This is a genomic window from Nocardioides sp. SYSU D00038, assembly GCF_016924665.1.
Classification (GTDB): Bacteria; Actinomycetota; Actinomycetes; order Propionibacteriales; family Nocardioidaceae; genus Nocardioides.
In genome coordinates this window covers 24,517-44,164 of record NZ_JAFFJT010000023.1, presented here as the reverse complement: position 1 = coordinate 44,164, position 19,648 = coordinate 24,517, and the positions used below count along the sequence as shown (strand labels likewise).

The 19,648-nt window shown below is 72.6% G+C and carries 10 protein-coding genes; 7 read left to right on the top strand and 3 right to left on the bottom strand.

All coding sequences use genetic code 11. The annotated features are described in order from the left end of the window. Positions 1 to 36 precede the first annotated feature (36 nt). Positions 37 to 669 (bottom strand): TetR/AcrR family transcriptional regulator, encoded by a 633-nt coding sequence (locus JT721_RS12900; protein ID WP_205473547.1) that lies wholly within the window; start codon positions 667 to 669, stop codon positions 37 to 39. A 54-nt stretch (positions 670 to 723) separates the two neighbouring features. Between JT721_RS12900 and JT721_RS12895 the strand changes: the two genes are divergently transcribed. Then, complete coding sequence (locus tag JT721_RS12895; protein ID WP_205473546.1) at positions 724 to 1,134, top strand: hypothetical protein; 411 nt, start codon at positions 724 to 726, stop codon at positions 1,132 to 1,134. Between the two features lie 91 nt (positions 1,135 to 1,225). Here the strand turns inward: JT721_RS12895 and JT721_RS20955 are convergent, their stop codons facing one another. Then, on the bottom strand, positions 1,226 to 4,678 hold the full coding sequence (locus JT721_RS20955) for an Ig-like domain repeat protein (RefSeq protein WP_205473545.1): 3,453 nt from the start codon (positions 4,676 to 4,678) through the stop codon (positions 1,226 to 1,228). 245 nt (positions 4,679 to 4,923) lie between these two features. Between JT721_RS20955 and JT721_RS12885 the strand changes: the two genes are divergently transcribed. From JT721_RS12885 to JT721_RS12865, 5 genes are all read left to right on the top strand, one after another. Continuing rightward, positions 4,924 to 7,569 carry a DNA translocase FtsK gene (locus tag JT721_RS12885; RefSeq protein WP_205473544.1) on the top strand — a complete coding sequence of 882 codons (2,646 nt, stop codon included), beginning with the start codon at positions 4,924 to 4,926 and terminating at the stop codon, positions 7,567 to 7,569. 5 nt (positions 7,570 to 7,574) lie between these two features. Then, complete coding sequence (locus tag JT721_RS12880) at positions 7,575 to 9,182, top strand: RodZ family helix-turn-helix domain-containing protein (protein ID WP_205473543.1); 1,608 nt, start codon at positions 7,575 to 7,577, stop codon at positions 9,180 to 9,182. A gap of 158 nt (positions 9,183 to 9,340) precedes the next feature. Next, the gene (gene rimO / locus JT721_RS12875; protein WP_240340698.1) at positions 9,341 to 10,711 is read left to right on the top strand and encodes a 30S ribosomal protein S12 methylthiotransferase RimO; all 1,371 of its coding nucleotides are present in this window, start codon (positions 9,341 to 9,343) and stop codon (positions 10,709 to 10,711) included. Continuing rightward, entirely contained in the window at positions 10,708 to 11,331 is a 624-nt protein-coding gene (pgsA, locus tag JT721_RS12870; protein ID WP_205473541.1) for a CDP-diacylglycerol--glycerol-3-phosphate 3-phosphatidyltransferase, read from the top strand. The genes rimO and pgsA overlap by 4 nt, the downstream gene beginning before the upstream one ends. 203 nt (positions 11,332 to 11,534) lie before the next feature. Next, on the top strand, positions 11,535 to 17,093 hold the full coding sequence (locus JT721_RS12865; RefSeq protein ID WP_205473540.1) for an ExeM/NucH family extracellular endonuclease: 5,559 nt from the start codon (positions 11,535 to 11,537) through the stop codon (positions 17,091 to 17,093). Positions 17,094 to 17,314: 221 nt separating this feature from the next. Here the strand turns inward: JT721_RS12865 and JT721_RS12860 are convergent, their stop codons facing one another. Continuing rightward, on the bottom strand, positions 17,315 to 19,129 hold the full coding sequence (locus JT721_RS12860) for a glycoside hydrolase family 15 protein (protein WP_275898836.1): 1,815 nt from the start codon (positions 19,127 to 19,129) through the stop codon (positions 17,315 to 17,317). Between JT721_RS12860 and JT721_RS12855 the strand changes: the two genes are divergently transcribed. Further along, positions 19,128 to 19,637 carry a CinA family protein gene (locus tag JT721_RS12855; protein WP_205473538.1) on the top strand — a complete coding sequence of 170 codons (510 nt, stop codon included), beginning with the start codon at positions 19,128 to 19,130 and terminating at the stop codon, positions 19,635 to 19,637. The genes JT721_RS12860 and JT721_RS12855 overlap by 2 nt on opposite strands. Positions 19,638 to 19,648 lie beyond the last annotated feature (11 nt).

Genomic DNA, 19,648 nt, shown 5'->3' with positions numbered 1-19,648 from the left:
GCGCGACCTCGACGGGCCGCCGTCGGCGGTCATCGGTCAGGTACGGGTGCGCAGGCCCGCGACGAGGAGGTCGAGCCCGAAGGCGAACTGCTCGTCGGAACCGACCGCCGGCATCCGCTCGGCAGGCAGGGCGTCGGCACTGACGCTCCGCATCGCATGGGCGCCCTCGGACCAGCGCTCGTCCCGCTCCCCTCCAGCCGCCACGGCCATGGCGATCGAGCTGGACAGGTAGGCGACGAGGATCTGGCTCGCTGCCACCACGACGTCCGGAGGAAGGCCGGCCTGGCCCAGGGCGTCGACCAGAACGCCACCGATCCGCTGGCCGTTCGGGCCGAGCGGCGGTCGGCTGGCGACGTGGGGCGCGATGCCAGGATGGGCGAGGGCTGCCGCGCGGGCCGCGACGAGCACCGCAGGGAGCCGTTCGTCCCACGGCAGGCCAGCAGGCGGAAGCTCGACCTCGGCCACGGCCAGGTCGGCGACCGCGTCGAGGAGCGCGACCCGGTTGGGGAAGTGGCGGTAGAGCGCCATCGGGTCGCAGTCCAGCTCGGCAGCGATACGCCGCACGGTCATGGCGGAGGCGCCGTCGCGGTCGCCGAGCACCAAGGCCCTGCGCGCGATGAGGTCGGGCGACAGCCGAGGCCCGGAAGCCCGGCGCGTGGAGCGGGTCACGGGGTCGGAATCTACACCGTAGACAGAGCGGGACTCCGGGTCTACGCTGTAGACATGAATCAGCGGGTCATCGGGATCAGCCGCGGCGTCGCCGCCGTGCTGGCGTTCGCCATGGCGACCTACTTCGCCACGGACAACTTCGGCGGAGAGCCGGTGCGGACGTGGGACAACGCGTTCCTCGTCCCCGACCTGCTGATCGTCGTGCTCCTGGGGGTCTCGGCCCTCCTTCCCCTGCGGCTGGCGCGGCCAGCACTGATGTTCTCGCTCGCCTGGGGCGCTGCGGTGTGGACGACCTCCCTCTCGCACTGGTTCGTCGAGGGTGAGTACGGCCGCGGGGTGGGACATCTCTTCTTCATCGGCCCGGCGGTCATCGCTGCCGCGCTGCTCGCGCGGGAGCGCCCGGTCGATCCCCGAGGTCACTCGTCAGGTGCCGTCAGCGATCACTCGGCGTCGAACAACGCGTAGCGGCGAGCGCGCCCGGCAGCGGTGGCTCCGCAACGGCGATGGCCCCGCCGGACCGGGTCCGACGGGGCCACCTGCGCGCGGCTGGCTGCCGCTACCGCTTCTTCGGCTTCGTCACCGTCACCTTGAAGGTGTCCTGGCTGCCGGCGACGTTCGCGGTCCCGGCGTACCGGGCGGTCAGGGTCTTCACCCCGACGCCGAGCCGCTTGGTGACCTTGATCGTCACCGTGCCGCCCCGCAGGGTGCCGCTGCCGATCTTGCGGCCCTTGAGCAGGATGTCGACCTTGCCGGTCGGCGTGCTGCCCTTCGACGTCACCGTCACCTTGGCCCGGAAGGCCTTGCCCTTGGCGACCTTGCGCGGGTTGGCCGCCGCCACGGTGCGCGAGCTCGCCTTGGTGACCGTGAGGCTCACCGAGTCGGTGGCGCCGGCGTAGGCCGCGTCACCGCCGTACTCGACGGTCAGGGCGTGCGCCCCGGCCGCCATCGTCGTGGGGAGCGCCACGGTCGCCGAGCCGCCCGAGAGCGACGCGGTGCCGAGGGTGGTCGACCCCTCCTTGACCGTCACGGTGCCGGTGGGGGCCTCGCCCGCACCGGTCACGGTCGCGGTGACGGCGCGCGGGGCGCCGTAGACGGCGCTGGCCGGAGCCGTCGCCTCCAGGGTGGCGGCGGCCTTCTCGACGCAGGTGGTGACCCGCAGGTTGTCGACCCACCAGCCCTTGACGCCGCCACAGCCGTCGCGGCCGATCGCGAACCGGATCCGCAGGGTGTCCCCGGCGGCCACGCCGGCGCCGGCCAGGTCCACGACCGAGGTGCCCCAGTCGCTGATGATCTTGCCGCCGTCGGTGCCGGTGAAGCCCGGCTGGCCGGCGAGCGGGTTGGTCGACTCGTCCTCCTCGGTGGCGAGCTGGGTCGGCCCGTTGAAGGTGTACGCCGCCGCCGGGATCGCCTCGAACGCCCCGCCGTTGACGGAGAGCTGGACGTTGCCGCCGTCGTAGCCGAGCTCGGTCTGGATGTTGTGGTCGAAGCGCAGCGCCGCACCCGCGGCCCCGGTCTCGCCCACCTCGAACTCGGGGCTGGTCATGGTCACGACCGAGGAGAAGTCGGAGGAGTCACCGTTGCAGGCACCGCGGTCGGGTGCGGGCCCGAACGCGGCCGTCTGGCTGCCGGCGGGACGGTTGCCGGCCGGCAGGTCGTTGGTCGACCGCCAGTCGAGCAGGGGCTGGTCGTAGCCGAACACGCTCTCGCCGTCGAGCTCCCAGCCCTCGAGGCCGCCCTCGAAGTCGTCCTCGAACGCGACCTCGTCGGTGAAGCCGGCGCCGCAGGCCGAGCCCGGGGTGTTCGGGTCGAGCTGGGGCTTGAAGTCGCACTGCACCGGGTCGCGACGCAGCTCCACCGCGGCGATCATCTTCGTCACCTCGGCGCAGTCGGCCGCGGTGACCTTCTGGTCGTAGGCGTTGGAGGTGTTGGGGTCGGTCGACAGCTCCCGGATGGTGGCGCCGGGTCCCGCGCTGAGGTCGGCGCAGGCCGCCTCGAGGGCGTCGGCGTGGTCGGCGAAGCTGCTGACCGGGGTCATGTACGCCGTCATCGCGCGGTAGTAGATCGCCGCGGCCTTGGTGAGCCCGATGCCGGAGACCGTCTGACCGTTGAAGCTGCCGCCGTCGACGACGAGCGCGTAGCCGTGGTTGGGCACGCCGGAGTTGCCGTGGACGCCGCCCTGGTCGTCGGTGGAGCAGACGTACTCGACGTCGGAGACCTTCCCCGGGTCGCCGTAGCAGGTCGGGTTCCACATGTCGCGGATCGCTCCGCCGAACGCCGGCGACTTCTCGCTGACCAGCCACCGGTAGGAGTCGGCCTTCTCGGCGGTCTCGACGTCCTTGACCGTGATGTTGAGGACGCCGTCGACGCTCTTGATCTTGGCACCGTCCTCCTGGGTCACCATCGCGCCGTAGAGGTCGCTCTGACCCGCCACGGAGCCGACGCCGGGGGCGTTGTTGCCGAAGATGATGCCGGTCGCGCCGGCCTCCTCGGCGTGCGCGATCTTGTCGGCGAACGCGCAGGTGCCGCGGTCGACGTAGACGAACTTCCCGTCGATCTCCGCGGCGTTGGTGAACGGCGAGCACCCGTCGGTGGTCGACCCGGTGCCCTCGGTGGGCTCGTCGGTGCCGACGACCAGGTCGGCGGTCACGCCCTGCTTGTCGAAGACCGGGCCGAACGCCGCCGCGGCCGCGCCGGCGCACGGACCGGCGACCTCGGCGGGGGAGTTGATCGTGACGCCGATGGCGCCCCGGGTGTACTGCGAGCAGAGGCCGTCGGGGCGCTTGGCGTTGATGTCGCCCTCGCCCTCGTCCTCACGGTTGTTGATCAGGTCGACCGTCTCGCCCCAGATGTCGGAGTAGGACTCGTTGAGCGCGCCCGACTGCCACTGGTAGATGCCGCCCCAGGTGTGCTCGGTGTAGGCGTGGCCCCACTCGTGGGAGACCACGTCGTCGGAGGTGACCCCGTCGCAGTAGTTGGTGGTGATGCCGTTCCAGTTGGCGTTGGGGCAGGCGATCCGCGGGTCGTTGTTGACCGTGACCATCCGGGCGCCGTTGCCGTCGTAGGAGTCGCGGTTGAAGGCGTTCTTGAAGAACCAGTAGGCCTCACCGGCCGAGGCGACCAGGTTCTTCTGGTCCTCGTTGAGGCCGTCGGTCGGCTGGCCCTCCTCCCAGACCGTCTCGAAGCCGACGAAGTCGTCGTCCTCGTCGTCGGGGGTGCCGTTGTCGTCGAGGAACGCCTCGCGCAGCTCGCGGTCGAGGGCGCTGTCGATCATCGAGTAGCGGTTGAGGACCTTCTGGCTGTGGGCGTCGACGAACACCTTCTGCCGCACGGCGTGGCCGTCGGTCACCTCGACCACCCAGGCCAGCGTGTTGGCGCCCGCCTCCTGCTTGACCACGCCCTGGCGGTAGACGGCCAGCTGGTTGCTGGTCACCTCCAGCTCGCCGACCTCGACGCCCTCGGGCGCGTGGGCCCGGGTGACGTTGATCGCGGTCTGCGCGGCCTGCTCGGCCGTGCGGCTGGGCTCGACGTCGACGTTGAGCGCCGGGGCGACGAAGCCGTTGACCGACGTCAGGTCGCCGTCGCGGTCGACGTGGGCACGCAGCAGCGCGCCGAAGACCGGGACGCCCCGGTAGGACTGGGCGTAGTCGACGGTCCAGCCGAGGTCGTCGGCGACGACCCGGCCCCGGACCAGCTGCTCGGGCCGGGCGCCGAACGCGCCGGCGTACTTGTCGAGGTACGCGCGGGTCTTGGCCACCGCGCCGTCCCGGCCGGACGCCTCGCGCGCCGGCAGCAGGTCGCCGTCGGTGCCCGCCCGCAGGAAGCCGACCTTGCCGGTGGCGTCGAGGGTCGAGGCGGCCACCGAGCCCCGGGCCTCCGCGCGCAGCTGCTGCACGAGGCTGCTGCCGACCGCTGCGGCCGGCGGGGCGGAGGCGGCGGGCGTCGTGCCCGTCACCACCGCCAGCCCGGCCCCGATGAGTGCAAGGCCCACGCCCTGCCTGAGGTGCTTCACGTCAGGTTCTCCTCCGAGTAGGAACGACGGCCCGAGACGACCATCAGCCGCACCCTAGGTAGCCCCGGCCCGCGCGGTCCAGAGCCGGCGGGAAATTGGCCGCCGCGGCGGCGGCGTCGCCGGACGGCGTCCGGGGTGGGCCGCCGACGACGGGCAAACCGCCCCGGTGGGTGGGGTGACGGCGGGGACGACACGCATCCGTGTGATCCCTGTGACTGGAGTGACGGTGGCCTAGGTTTGGTGGCATGGCGACCCGTACGTCTTCCCCGCCGGGTACCCGCCGCTCGAGCACCTCGTCGTCCTCCTCCCGAGGGGGGTCGGCCAAGGGCTCCGGCACGCGGACCCGGAGTACCGCCCGCAGCAGCTCGCGCAGCACCAGCCGTGCGAGCGGCAACCGTCGACCCCGGGCCCCGAAGGGCAAGGGCTCGACCGCCCGGCGGGTGCCGCCGCGCGCGGTCCGCACCGGGCGCGGCCCGGTCGCGCGGGTCTTCGACGGCGTCTTCCGTGCGGTCGCCACCGTCTGGCTCGGCATCGCCCACGCCGTCGGCGCGGTCGCCCGCAGCCTCGGCCACAGCGCCCGGGAGATCGAGCCCGAGCAGCGCCGCGACGGCGTCGGGCTGCTCGTGGTCGCCCTGGCCCTGGTCTCGGCCGGTGCGATCTGGTTCGAGATCGGCGGCTCGGTGATGGAGCTGGTGCGCACGCTCACCACCGGCACCGTCGGCAAGGTCGCGTGGCTGGTGCCCGTCGCGCTGGTCGCGGTGGGCTGGCGCACGATGCGCGACCCGGTGACCAACGGCCCGGTCGGCCGCCAGGTGGTCGGCTGGACCGCCCTCTCCTTCGGACTGCTCGGCGTCGTCCACGTCGCCAACGGCAGCCCGGTGCCCGAGGCCGGCGACACGGCGCCGCTGCGCGAGGGCGGTGGCGCGATCGGCTACGTCGTCTCCTCGCTGCTGCTCGACCTGCTGCGCAGCGAGTACGTCGTGGTGCCGCTGCTGCTGCTCCTGGCGGTGTTCGGTCTGCTGGTCATCACCGCGACCCCCGTCTACCAGGTACCGGCCCGGCTGGCCGAGCTGCGCGACCGCGCGCTCGGCCGCGAGGTCGAGGAGCCCGAGCCCACGCAGCCGGTGCGCCGGCGTCGCGGTCGCCTCGACGACACCGGCATCGACCCCGACCTCGGCGACCCCGCCTACGACAGCCCGGTCATCCCCGACGAATCGCCGCGCCGCCGGCGGCGTACCAAGGACGCCGTCGACGTCGCGCTCGAGCAGACGGACGCCGACCTGTTCGCCCCCGAGGCCGCTGCGCCCGAGCCGGTCGCGCCGGTCGTGGCGGTCGCCGACGACCCCGACGACCGGACCGAGCTCGAGCCGCCGCCGCACACCCCGCTGCCGCAGCGCGTCGAGCAGCTCGCGCTGTCGGGCGACATCACCTACGCATTGCCGGCCAACGACGTGCTCAAGCCCGGCTCGCCCCACAAGGCGCGGTCGAAGGCCAGCGACGACGTGGTGGGCCGGCTCACCACGGTGCTGGAGGAGTTCGGCATCGACGCGCAGGTCACCGGCTACACGCGCGGCCCCACCGTGACCCGCTACGAGGTCGAGCTCGGCCCCGCGGTGAAGGTCGAGAAGGTCACCGCGCTGTCGAAGAACATCGCCTACGCCGTCGCGTCGGCCGACGTGCGGATCCTCAGCCCGATCCCGGGCAAGTCCGCCATCGGCATCGAGATCCCCAACGTGGACAAGGAGATCGTCTCCCTCGGCGACGTGCTGCGCTCGAACGCGGCCCGCTCCGACCACCACCCGATGGTGGCCGGTCTCGGCAAGGACGTCGAGGGCGGCTTCGTGGTCGCCAACCTGGCGAAGATGCCGCACCTGCTGGTGGCCGGCGCGACCGGGTCGGGCAAGTCGTCGTTCATCAACTCGATGATCACCTCGATCCTGATGCGCTCCACGCCCGACGAGGTGCGGATGATCATGGTCGACCCCAAGCGGGTCGAGCTCAACGCCTACGAGGGCGTGCCCCACCTGATCACCCCGATCATCACCAACCCCAAGAAGGCCGCCGAGGCGCTGGCCTGGGTCGTGCGCGAGATGGACCTGCGCTACGACGACCTGGCGAACTTCGGGTTCCGCCACGTCGACGACTTCAACAAGGCGGTGCGCGCCGGCAAGGTGCAGGTGCCCGCCGGCTCGGAGCGCGAGCTGGCGCCGTACCCCTACCTCCTGGTGATCGTCGACGAGCTCGCCGACCTGATGATGGTGGCGCCGCGCGACGTCGAGGACGCCGTCGTGCGCATCACCCAGCTCGCCCGCGCCGCCGGCATCCACCTGGTGCTGGCCACCCAGCGCCCGTCGGTCGACGTCGTGACCGGCCTGATCAAGGCCAACGTGCCGTCGCGGCTGGCGTTCGCGACCTCCTCGCTCGCCGACAGCCGGGTCATCCTCGACCAGCCGGGCGCCGAGAAGCTGGTCGGCCAGGGTGACGGGCTGTTCCTGCCCATGGGTGCCTCCAAGCCGGTGCGCGTGCAGGGGTCGTGGGTCACCGAGGCCGAGATCCACCAGGTCGTCAAGCACTGCAAGGCCCAGCTCGAACCGAGCTACCGCGACGACGTCACCGCACCCGCCGCCAGCAAGCGCGAGCTCGACGACGACATCGGCGACGACATGGACCTGGTGATCCAGGCGATCGAGCTGGTCGTGTCGACCCAGTTCGGCTCCACCTCGATGCTGCAGCGCAAGCTGCGGGTCGGGTTCGCCAAGGCCGGCCGGCTGATGGACATCCTCGAGAGCCGGGGCGTGGTGGGCCCCAGCGAGGGCTCCAAGGCCCGGGACGTGCTGGTCAAGCCCGACGAGGTCGACGGGCTGATCGCGACGCTGCAGGGAGAGGGGTGAGCGCCATGGACGCCACGACCGACACGACCGACCAGATGGCCGACGGGACGACCGCGCCGACGGACGCCGGGCCGGAGCACGGCAGCGAGGTGGAGGTGCGCCGCGAGGTGCGGCTCACCACCGCCCTGGCCGCCGGGTCCCTGCTGGTGGCGCTGGCCTGGCTGGTGCGGGCCGCGGGCTGGGGTGGGGCGGGCAGCTGGCTCACCGGCCTGGCGCTGCTTGGGCTCGCCGCGGCGTACGCGAGGGCGGTCCACGACGCCCGCACGCCGCTGCTGGTCGCCGACGAGCAGGGCCTGCGGCTCCGGCTCGGCCGCGACTGGACCGGGCTGCCCTGGGACGCCGTCGAGGAGGTCGAGCACCTGCCCCGTCGTGGCCGGCTGCGTGACGGCCGGCTCGTGGTCTTCCCGCTCGACCCCGACGCCGTGCTCGACGGGCTGCCGACCCGGGCGCGCTGGCACGCGCGGCTGGCCGAGCGACTGCACGGCGCCCCGTTCGCGGTGCCGCTCGGGCTGGCGACGACCGTGCGCGGCGGTGCGGACCCCACCGAGGCCCTGGCCGCCCTGGCCGACGGCCGCTGCGAGATCGTCGAGATCGTCGACGCCACCTCCGCCGACGATCTGGTGACGCTCGACCCCTCCCGGTCCGAGCCTCCCGTCGGGACCACCGACCGGCTGCTGTGGGAGGAGTCGACCGACGAGGTGCCGGTGGTGCCCGAGGCCGACCTCGACCCCGACGCCACCGCCGCGATGGGGGCGGTGGGCCGGGTCCTGCCCGAGGACACCGTCGACTTCTCGCCGGTCCTCGACGTGCGCCTGGTCGGCCCTGCGCCGGCCGAGGACACCGGCGTCTGGCGAGCCTCCACCGAGCTGATCCACGACCTCTCCGAGGTGCCGGTGGTCGACCCCACGATCGGGCCGCGGCTGGCCGCCGCACGCGAGCGACTGGGCCTGCGCATCGAGCAGCTCGCCGAGCGCACCCGGATCCGCCCGCACGTCATCGAGGCCATGGAGATCGACGACTTCGTGCCGTGCGGCGGCGACTTCTACGCCCGTGGCCACCTGCGCACCCTGGCCCGGGTGCTGGGCCTCGACGCCGCTCCGCTGCTCGCCACCTACGACGAGCGCTACGCCGACGCCCCCATCGACCCGCGGCGGGTCTTCGAGGCCGACCTCAACGCCGCCCGCGGCTCGCTCTCCGGCTCGCTGACCCGCACCGGCCCGAACTGGTCGGTGCTGGTGGCCGCGGTGATGGCGCTGGTGCTCTGCTGGTCGGTGGCCCGGCTGATCATGGACCGGCCCGTCGACACCCCCGCGACGCCGTCGCTGGCCAACGGGTCGGGCGGCATCTCGCCGGCCTCGGCCGACCTGGCGCCGCCGGTGCCGGTGATCGTGACCGCCGCCGGCGGCGGGGCCCGGGTGATCGTCCGCGACGGCGGGGGAGCGGTGGTGTTCAAGGGCGAGCTGGCGTTCGGCGAGTCGCGCAGCATGCAGGCGAGCCCGCCGGTGCGGGTGCAGTCGACCGACGGGTCGCTGGAGGTCCGCATCGACGGCGACGACCGCGGTGCGCTGGGCAAGACCGGCGAGCCCGCCGAGAACCGGTTCGTCGTCCGCTGACACTGCCCTGCCGTCGGGGGAACGGCGGCGGAGGTCGTCGCCGGTTCGCGCCCCGCGGTCCGGGGCAGCCATACTCGACCACGGACATGACGACCGACACCACACTCCCTCCCGGGCTCCCCAGCGAGCACCCCGCCGAGCACCCCGCCGACACCCCGCTGTCGGTCGCGATGGTGACGCTCGGCTGCGCGCGCAACGAGGTCGACTCCGAGGAGCTGGCCGGTCGGCTCGAGGCCGGCGGCTTCCGCCTCGTGGCCGACCCCGAGGACGCCGACACCGTGGTGGTCAACACCTGCGGTTTCGTCGAGGCCGCCAAGAAGGACTCCGTCGACACGCTGCTCGAGGCCGCCGACCTCAAGGAGTCGGGTCGCCCCCAGGCCGTCGTCGCCGTCGGCTGCCTGGCCGAGCGCTACGGCAAGGACCTCGCCGAGTCGCTGCCCGAGGCCGACGCCGTGCTGGGCTTCGACGACTACCCCGACATCGCCGCCCGCCTGCGCTCGATCGTGGCGGGGGAGACCCACCACCCGCACACCCCGCAGGACCGCCGGCTGCTGCTGCCGATCTCGCCGGTCGACCGCGACGCGTCCGCCATCTCGGTGCCCGGGGTCGGCACCGAGCGGCGTACCCGCCTGGAGTCGGGGCCGATGGCGCCGCTCAAGCTCGCCAGCGGCTGCGACCGCCGGTGCACCTTCTGCGCCATCCCCAGCTTCCGCGGCTCCTTCGTGAGCCGCCGGCCGAGCGACGTGCTGCAGGAGGCGCGCTGGCTGGCCGACCAGGGCGTGCGCGAGCTGTTCCTGGTGAGCGAGAACTCCACGTCCTACGGCAAGGACCTCGGCGACCTGCGGCTGCTCGAGACGATGCTCCCCGAGCTGGCCGCCCTCGACGGGGTCGACCGGGTGCGGGTCTCCTACCTCCAGCCGGCCGAGACCCGGCCCGGCCTCATCGAGGCGATCGCGACGACCCCCGGGGTGGTGCCGTACTTCGACCTCTCCTTCCAGCACGCCAGCAACCCGGTGCTGCGCCGGATGCGTCGCTTCGGCGACCCCGAGAGCTTCCTCGGCCTGCTCGAGCAGGTGCGGGGCCTGGCCCCCACGGCCGGCGTCCGCTCCAACGTGATCGTCGGCTTCCCCGGCGAGACCGAGGACGACCTGCAGGTGCTGTGCGACTTCCTGGTCGCGGCGCGGCTGGACGTCACCGGGGTCTTCGGCTACTCCGACGAGGACGGCACCGAGGCCGCGACGTTCGAGGGCAAGCTCGACGACGACGAGGTGCGGGCCCGCACCGAGCACGTCACCCGGCTGGTCGAGGAGCTCAACGCCCAGCGCGCCGAGGAGCGGATCGGCGAGACGGTCAGCGTGCTCGTGGAGTCGGTCGACGACGAGGGGCCGGTCGGTCGTGCCGACCACCAGGGCCCCGAGGTCGACGGCACCACCCTGCTGGCGGGCAGCACCGCCCGGGTGGGCGACCTGGTCACCGCCGTCGTCGTCGCCACCGAGGGGGTCGACCTGGTCGCCGAGGTGGGCTCGTGAGCGAGGCCCGCCCCGAGCAGACGGTGAGCAACCTCAACCTGCCCAACGCGCTCACGACGCTGCGGATCGTGATGGTGCCGTTCTTCGGCTGGGCCCTGCTCCACGACGGCGGCGACTCCGCCGCCTGGCGGCTGGTGGCCTGGGCGATCTTCGTGGTCGCGATGATCACCGACAAGGTCGACGGCGACATCGCCCGCGCCCGAGGGCTGGTGACCGACTTCGGCAAGATCGCCGACCCGATCGCGGACAAGGCGATCACCGGCATGGCGTTCGTCGGGCTCGCGATCGTCCACGACTCCTGGTGGTGGTGGGCGATCACGATCGTGGTGCTGGCCCGCGAGTGGAGCGTCACGCTGCTGCGCCTCTCGATCCTGCGCCGGATGGTGGTGGCCGCCGACCGGCTCGGCAAGCTCAAGACCACCGCCCAGGCCCTGGCCCTGGGCGGGCTCACGCTGCCGCTGCTCGACCGCGACATCCCGGACTGGCTGCACACCCCGGGCGACGTCCTCAACGTCGCCGCGCTGGTCTGCCTCGCCGCCGCGGTGGTGCTCACCCTGGTGTCCGGGTGGCAGTTCTTCGCCGGCGTCTGGCGCCAGCGGCACCTGCTCCGCGGCGCCTGACCCGACCCGCAAGGCTCGGCGTCCGGGCCTACGGCAAGACCTGACAGATCACCGGAATATCTCTCGTAGATCCGTCACCGACCGTTAACTTCTCGGCCTTGTCCCTCGGTCGGCTCCCAGGGTTACAGTGACGCGGGCTCGGGCCCCACCTTCTTCCCCGCGCGTCACCTCTCACTCATCACCTGACCCCTGGAGACCGCTTCATGTCGTCCCTCCGCAAGAGAATCGCCGGGGCCCTCGGGCTCGGTGTGGCCGTCGCCGGCCTCTCGTTCGTGGCCACGCCGGCCGCCAACGCCGCCCCGCCCGACCACCTGGTCATCACCGAGGTCTACCTCAACGGCGGGTCCGCCGGGGCGACCTATGCGAACAAGTTCGTCGAGCTCTACAACCCCACCGCCGCACCCATCCCGCTGACCGGGCTCTCGGTGCAGTACCGGTCGCCCACGGGCACCGGCAACGCCAACGGCAAGGCCGACCTCAGCGGTGACCTCGCGCCCGGCGACTACTACGTCATCAAGGGTGGCTCCAACGGCGCCGTGGGCGGCGAGGTGCCGAACGTCGACCAGACCGCGACGGGGATCAACCCCGGCGGCGGGGGCGGCACGGTCTTCATCGCCAGCGGCACCGCCCTGGTCAACCCCGCGAGCATCACGGCCATCGACAAGGTCGGCTACGGCAACAGCAACTCCCCGGAGGGAACGGTTGCCGGCACCGCCTCCGTGACCACGACCATCCAGCGCGCCGCGGACGGCACCGACACGAACGACAACGCCGCCGACTTCAGCGCGACCGACCCGACCCCGGGTGCTCCGCGCGCGGCTGCCGGCACCTGCCCCACGGCCCCCCAGACCATCGCCGGCATCCAGGGCACCGGCGCCAACAGCGCGTGCGCCAACCAGGCGGTGACCACCACCGGCGTCGTGACCGCGGCCTACCCCACGGGTGGCTTCAACGGCTTCTACATCCAGACCCCGGGCGCCGACGCGACCCCGGACGCCTCTGACGGCATCTTCGTCTACGGCGGCCCGGGCGGCTTCGCCACCTACCCCGAGGTCGGCGCCTCGGTGCAGGTCACCGGCACCGCCAAGGAGTTCAACGGCCTGACCGAGATCGAGGCGACCAACGCCGGGGTCACCTCGGTCGCCAGCCTCGGCACGGTCGTGCCCAAGACCGTAGTCCCCGGCACCGACTGCGCCCTGCCCGGCACCGGGTGCCTGACCGGCGCGGCGCTCGACGCCGCGCGCGAGAAGGTCGAGGGCGAGGTCTTCGAGCCCACCGGCGACGTGACCGTCACCGACGTCTACGACGGCTCGCCCTACAACGGCGGCAGCAACTCCAACGCCCACTTCGGGGAGATCGGCCTGGCGGCCGGCAGCGCCACCCCTCTCTACAACGTCACCGAGGTCGTGGACGCGCAGGACGCCGCCGGTGTCGCGGCGCGCACGGCCTACAACAACGCCCACCGCCTGATCCTCGACGACGGCTCCAGCACCAAGTTCTGGGACGTCGACGGCAGCGGCCAGGAGGACCAGCCGTTCCCGTGGCTCACCCAGGACCACACCGTCCGCGTTGGCGCGGCAGTCACCTTCCCCGAGCCGGTCGTGCTCGACTTCCGCTTCGGCTGGCGGCTGCAGCCCACCGAGGGCAAGGTCGTCGGCGAGCCCGAGGGCATCGAGTTCGAGCAGGACCGCCCCGCTGCCCCCACGCCGGTCGAGGGCGACCTCAAGCTCGCGACGTTCAACGTGCTCAACTACTTCACCACGCTCGGCGAGGACGTCCCGGGCTGCGTGCCCTTCGAGGACCGAGCGGGCAACCCGCTCACCGTCGACGAGTGCGAGGTTCCCGAGGACAACGGGCCGCGCGGCGCGTGGAACGAGGAGAACTTCGAGCGCCAGCAGGCCAAGATCGTCAACTCGATCAACGCCCTCGACGCCGACGTGGTGACCCTCGAGGAGATCGAGAACAGCCGCAAGGTCGACGGTGCCAACCGCGACGAGGCCGTGGCCGCGCTGGTCGACGCCCTCAACGAGGACGCGGGCACCGAGCGCTGGGACTACGTCGTCTCCCCGGGTGAGGCCGGCCTCCCGCCGGTCGCCATCGAGGACGTGATCCGCACGGCCTTCATCTACAACCCCCAGACCGTCGAGACCGTGGGCGCCTCCCAGGTGCTGGTCGGTGTGTCGGCGTTCGACAACGCGCGTGAGCCGTTCGCCCAGGCCTTCAAGGCCAAGGGCGGCGACGACGCCGACGGGTTCGCGGTGATCGCCAACCACTTCAAGTCCAAGAGCGGCTCCAACGACGGCACCGGCCAGGGCGGGTCCAACCCCGACCGGGTCGCCCAGGCCAACGCGCTGGTGACCTTCGCCGACTCCTTCGCGACCGCCCGCGGCGTGCAGAAGGTGTTCCTGTCCGGCGACTTCAACGCGTACTCCAAGGAGGACCCCATCCAGGTCCTGGAGGCGGCGGGCTACGTCAACCTCGAGTCGACGACCGAGGTGGGCGAGAAGAGCTACAACTTCGACGGCGGGATCGGGTCGCTCGACCACATCCTCGCCAACGAGGTCGCGGCCGCCGACGTCAAGGGCGTCGACATCTGGACGACCAACGGCTACGAGTCGGTCTACTACGAGTACGGTCGCCGCAACTACAACGTGACCGACCTCTACGACGACGGCCCGTTCCGGGCCTCGGACCACAACCCGGAGATCGTCGGCTTCGACGTCGCCGACACCGAGCCCGCCGAGCGGGAGATCCAGATCCTCGGCACCAACGACTTCCACGGTCGCCTGACCAACAACTCCTCCGGCACCGAGGCCGGCGCGGCCGTCCTCGCCGGTGCGGTGAAGTCGCTGCGGGCGCAGAACCCCGACACGGTGTTCGCGGCGGCGGGCGACCTGATCGGCGCCTCGACGTTCGACTCCTTCATCCAGCAGGACAACCCGACGATCGACGCCCTCAACGAGGCCGGTCTCGACGTCTCGGCCGTGGGCAACCACGAGTTCGACCAGGGCTTCAACGACCTGAAGAACCGGGTCATCCCGCGGGCGCAGTGGAAGTACATCGGCGCCAACGTCAAGTACCGCGACAGCGGCGACCCGGCGCTCGAGCCGTCGTTCGTGAAGGCCTTCGGCAGCGTCGAGGTCGGCTTCATCGGTGCGGTCACCGAGGACCTCGAGTCGCTGGTCCGACCCGACGGCATCGCCCAGATCCGGGCCACCGACATCGTCGAGGCCGTGAACGCCGAGGCGGACCTCCTGGAGGCCGACGGCGTCGACCTGATCGTGCTGCTGGTGCACGAGGGCGCCGGCGGAGTGGACCTGGCGTCTGCCACCGCTCCCAACACGCCGTTCGGCGAGATCGTCAACGGGGTCGACCCCAACATCGACGCGATCGTGTCGGGTCACACCCACCTGGCCTACAACCACTCGATCCCGGTGCCCGCCTGGGTCACCGAGGGGCGCGACGTCACGGAGCGTCCCGTGGTGTCGGCCGGCCAGTACGGCTCGGCGCTGAACCAGCTGGTCTTCACCGTCGACACCGCCACCGGCGAGGTCACGGCCAAGACCCAGGCGCTGCTGAACCTGAAGACCGGTCAGACGGCCAACTACCCCGCCGACCCGGCGACCGCGGCGATCGTGCAGTCCGCCGTGACCGCGGCCAACGAGCTGGGCAAGGCCCCGCTCGGTGAGGTCGCCGCGCCGTTCCACCGGGCCAAGTTCGAGGGCGGCGCCGAGAACCGCGGTGGCGAGTCAACCCTCGGCAACCTGGTCGCCGAGGTGCAGCGCTGGGCCACCGAGACCCCGGAGGCCGGCGCTGCCGAGATCGCGTTCATGAACCCGGGCGGCCTGCGCGGCGACATGCTCGGCGGCCTCGAGGGCGAGACCGCCTACCCGCGGACGCTGACCTACCGGCAGGCGGCCGACGTGCAGTCGTTCGCCAACACGTTGGTCAACATGCGCCTGACGGGGGCCGCGATCAAGCAGGTCCTCGAGCAGCAGTGGCAGACCAACCCCGGGGGCCAGGCGCCCGCCCGGCCGTTCCTGCGGCTGGGCACGTCGAAGGGCTTCGAGTTCACCTACGACCCCGACCGGGCCGAGGGTGACCGGATCACCGGCATCTGGCTGCACGGCCAGCCGATCAAGCCCGGGCAGGTCTACTCGGTGACGGCCAACTCGTTCCTGGCCGGGGGCGGCGACAACTTCCGCGCCTTCAACCTGGGCACGAGCAAGAAGGACACCGGCAAGGTCGACCTGCAGGCGATGGTCGACTACATGGCCGAGTTCGCGGACGAGGAGCCGCTCGACGTCGACTACAGCCAGCACGCCGTGGGCATCAGCCCGGCGGCCGGCGAGCCCGCGACGTACCAGCCGGGCGCGCACGTGAAGCTCGACGTGTCGTCGTTCGCGATGACCGGCCCCGGTGACGTCGTCGACGACACCGTGGACGTGTCCTACGAGGGCGCCCCGCTCGGGTCGTTCCCGGTCACCGTCACCCTGTCGGCCGCCGGCAACGCCAACAGCAACGACGAGGCCGGCAAGGCCACCGTCGACGTCGTGCTCCCGGCGGACATCGCGGCCGGCCCGGCCACGCTGACGCTCAAGGGCGCCGAGACCGGCACCGAGGTCACCACCACCGTGCAGGTCGAGCGGACGCTGGCCGTCACGGCCGACGACGTGACGATCACCTGGGGCGAGTCCGCCCAGCTGGTCGCGGAGGTCACCGGCAACGACGGCGAGGCCACCGGCTCGGTCGAGTTCTTCGCCGGCAACACCTCGCTCGGCACCGCCGACGTGGTCGACGGCGTGGCGACGCTGACCCTGGCGCCGCGCTCGCTGTCGCCGGCCACCCGCGAGATCACCGCGGTCTACTCGGGTGACGACACCTACGACGAGGCTGAGGTCGACTTCGACCTGGTCGTGGAGAAGGCTGCGGTCACCGTGACGGCGGCCGACGCCCAGGCGCCGCTCGGCACCGACGCCCAGGTGCAGGTGGCCGTCACCTCCGAGGTGCCGGTCGCGCCGACGGGCACCGTCGAGGTCTACGACGGCGACACCCTGGTCGGCGAGGGCACCCTGTCCGGCGGGCAGGCGGACGTCGCGGTCGACACCGACGCCCTCGGTGTGGGGGCCAGCGAGCTCGAGGTGCGCTACCTCGGCAGCGCCTTCTACGAGGGCGGCACCGACACCGCGGTCGTCACCGTGGCGACGGCGGCCGTGACGGTCACGGCCCCGAACGTGTCGCTGACCTACGGCCAGGCCCGCACGGTCGCCGTGCAGGTCTCCGGTGGAGCCACCGGCACCGTCGAGATCCGCAGCGGTGCGACGGTGCTCGGCTCGGCAGCCGTCGTCGACGGGGTCGCCACGGTGACCCTGCCGGCGCGGTCGCTGGCCCCGGGCGCCCGCACCCTCACCGCGGCCTACCTGGGTGACGCCGCCACCAGCCCGGCCAGCGACACCTTCACCGCCACGGTCTCCAAGGCGGCCTCGTCGGTGTCGGGCACGATCTCGCCCAAGCCGGTCAAGGTGAAGAAGACCAAGGTGTCGCTGACGATCAAGGTGTCGGCCCCGGCCGGCGTCCCGGTCACCGGCAAGGTCAGCTTCAAGGTCGACGGCAAGACCAAGACCAAGACGCTGGTCAACGGAAAGGTCGTGGTCAACCTCGGCAAGTTCAAGCAGAAGGGGTCGAAGTCGGTGAAGATCACCTACCTCGGCAGCGACCTGCTCACCGGGAGCACCAGGACGGTCACCTTCACGGTCAGGTGATCCAGCATGCGCCGAGCCCGGGGGAGTGATCCCGGGTAGGCCCGACTGAGGCGAGGGGCCGGTCTTGCGGGGCCGGCCCCTCGTCACGTCCCACCCCGCCGAGGGGGGGGCGCCAAGGCCCCACTGGGCGCCGCCCCGCGGGGGGGGGCCCCCCCCCCCCCCCCCCCCCCCCCCGCCCGCCCCCGCCCCCCCCCCCCCCCCCCCCCCCGACTCGGCGTCGGTCAGCGGCGCTCGGCGTCCGCGACGTGGAGGGCCGCCTGCACCAAGGTGAGGTGGGAGAAGGCCTGCGGGAAGTTGCCGACCATCCGGTCGTGCCGGGCGTCGTACTCCTCGGCCAGCAGGCCGACGTCGTTGCAGAGCCCCACCAGGCGGTCGAGCAGGTCGCGCGCCCGGTCGACCTGGCCGGCGCAGGCCAGCGCCGAGACCAGCCAGAACGAGCAGGCGAGGAACGGGTGCTCGTCGCCCTGGAGGCCGTCGACGCCGCTCGAGGTGCGGTAGCGCAGCACCAGCCCGTCGCGGATCAGGTCCTCCTCGACCGCCGCGATGGTGCCGAGCATCCGCGGGTCGTCGGGCTCGACCAGCCCCACCAGCCCGAGCACCAGCAACGACGCGTCGACCTCTGTGGTGTCGTAGTGCTGCACGAAGGTGTTGCGCACCGGGTCGAAGCCCCGGTCGAGCACCTCCTCACGAACCTCGTCGCGCAGCGCCCGCCACTCCTCCAGGGGGCCGGTGAGCCCGTGGTCCTCCATGGCGCGGACGGCGCGGTCGAGGGCCACCCACACCATCGCCTTGGAGTGGGTGAAGTGCTGCGGCTCGCCGCGGATCTCCCAGAGCCCGTGGTCGGGCTCGCGCCACCACTTGGTCAGCTCGGCGACCAGGATCCGCTGGAGCGGCCAGGAGTCGTCGGAGGGCTGGGGCTCGGCGTCGCGCATCTCCGCGAGGGCGTCCATCACCTCGCCCAGCACGTCGTGCTGGCGTTGGAGCACCGCGCCGTTGCCGATGCGCACCGGTCGCGAGTCGGCGTAGCCGGGCAGGTGGTCGAGGGTGAGCTCGGGGATCCGCCGGGCGCCGTCGACGGCGTAGAGCACCTGCATGTCCTGGGGGTCGCCGGCGAGCGCGCGCAGCAACCAGCCGCGCCACAGCTTGGCCTCCTCGGTGTAGCCGGATCGCACCAGGGCCTGGAGGGTCAGCGCCGCGTCGCGCAGCCAGCAGAACCGGTAGTCCCAGTTGCGCTCCCCGCCGAAGTCCTCGGGCAACGAGGTGGTGGGCGCGGCGACGATGCCGCCGGTCTGCTCGTGGGTCATCAGCCGCAGCGTGAGCAGCGAACGACGCACCGCCTCGGCCTGCGGCACGTCGCGCCCGCAGGCCTCTGCCACCCAGGCGGCGTCCTCCTCGACGTCGACCGCGATCCGGGCGGCCGGGTCGCCGAGGTCGTCCAGCTCGACGTGGGAGGGCACCCAGGTCAGGGCGAAGGCCATGGTCTGGCCGGCCGCGACCTCGAACTCGTCGTCGTGGGTGTGGTCGGTCGCGACCGGCAGCCGGGTGCCGCTCAGGTGCAGCTTGTCGGGCCCGGCGATGGCGGTGATCACCTCGGCGCCACCCAGCTGCTCGCGGCGCACCCACGGCCGGACCTGCCCGTAGTCGAAGCGGATCCGCCACTGGTGGCGCATCGTCACCCGGCCCCGGACCCCGGTGAGGACCCGCACCACGTCGGCCCGCTCGTCGCTGCGCGGCATGTGGTCGGTGAGCGTGACCTCGCCGTCGGCGGTGGTGAAGGTGGTCTCCAGCACCGTGGAGTCGTCGACGTAGCGCCGCCGGGTGGAGTAGTCGCCGGCCGGCTCGAGCTGCCAGTGCCCGTGGTCGTCGGTGCCGAGCAGCCCGGCCAGGCAGGCCGCGGAGTCGAAGCGGGGCAGGCACAGCCAGTCGATCGAGCCGTTGCTCCCCACCAGGGCGGCGGTGCGGCGGTCGCCGATCAGGGCGTAGTCCTCGATGGGCAGGGCCATGCTCGCAGGGTACGTGTGCCACCATCGCCGCATGGTCGACCCCGCCGCCCCGCAGGCCGGCCTCCCGAACGCCCTCGTCGCCGCCCTGCGCGGGCGCGGCGAGACCCTGGCGACGGCGGAGTCGCTGACCGGCGGCCGGCTGGCCGCGCTCGTGACCGGGGTGCCCGGCGCGTCGGAGGCGTACGTCGGAGGCGTGGTCTCCTACGCGACCGAGGTCAAGATCGAGGTGCTCGGCGTGCCGCGGGCGCTGGTGCAGCGGCACGGCGTGGTCTCGGCGGAGTGCGCGGTGGCGATGGCGCGGGGTGCGGTCTCGACCCTGGGTGCGACCTGGGCGCTGAGCACCACGGGGGTGGCCGGACCCGAGCCGCAGGAGGACCGGTCGGTCGGCACGGTCTTCGTCGGCGTCGCGGGGCCCGGCGTGGCCGAGGCCCGGGCGCTGCGGCTGGCCGGCGACCGCTGGACGATCCAGGACCGGGCCTGCCGGGAGGCGTTGTCGGCGCTCGGTGGCATCCTCGGACTGGAAGAATCCGGTCTCGGGTAGCGTTGTGCCAC

Coding starts and splice junctions, on each gene's coding strand:
- JT721_RS12895 (WP_205473546.1), top strand. CDS start 724: ATGAATCAGCGGGTCATCGGGATCAGCCGCGGCGTCGCCGCCGTGCTG.
- JT721_RS12860 (WP_275898836.1), bottom strand. CDS start 19,129: ATGCGGCGATGGTGGCACACGTACCCTGCGAGCATGGCCCTGCCCATC.
- JT721_RS12865 (WP_205473540.1), top strand. CDS start 11,535: ATGTCGTCCCTCCGCAAGAGAATCGCCGGGGCCCTCGGGCTCGGTGTG.
- JT721_RS12885 (WP_205473544.1), top strand. CDS start 4,924: ATGGCGACCCGTACGTCTTCCCCGCCGGGTACCCGCCGCTCGAGCACC.
- JT721_RS12880 (WP_205473543.1), top strand. CDS start 7,575: ATGGACGCCACGACCGACACGACCGACCAGATGGCCGACGGGACGACC.
- JT721_RS12855 (WP_205473538.1), top strand. CDS start 19,128: ATGGTCGACCCCGCCGCCCCGCAGGCCGGCCTCCCGAACGCCCTCGTC.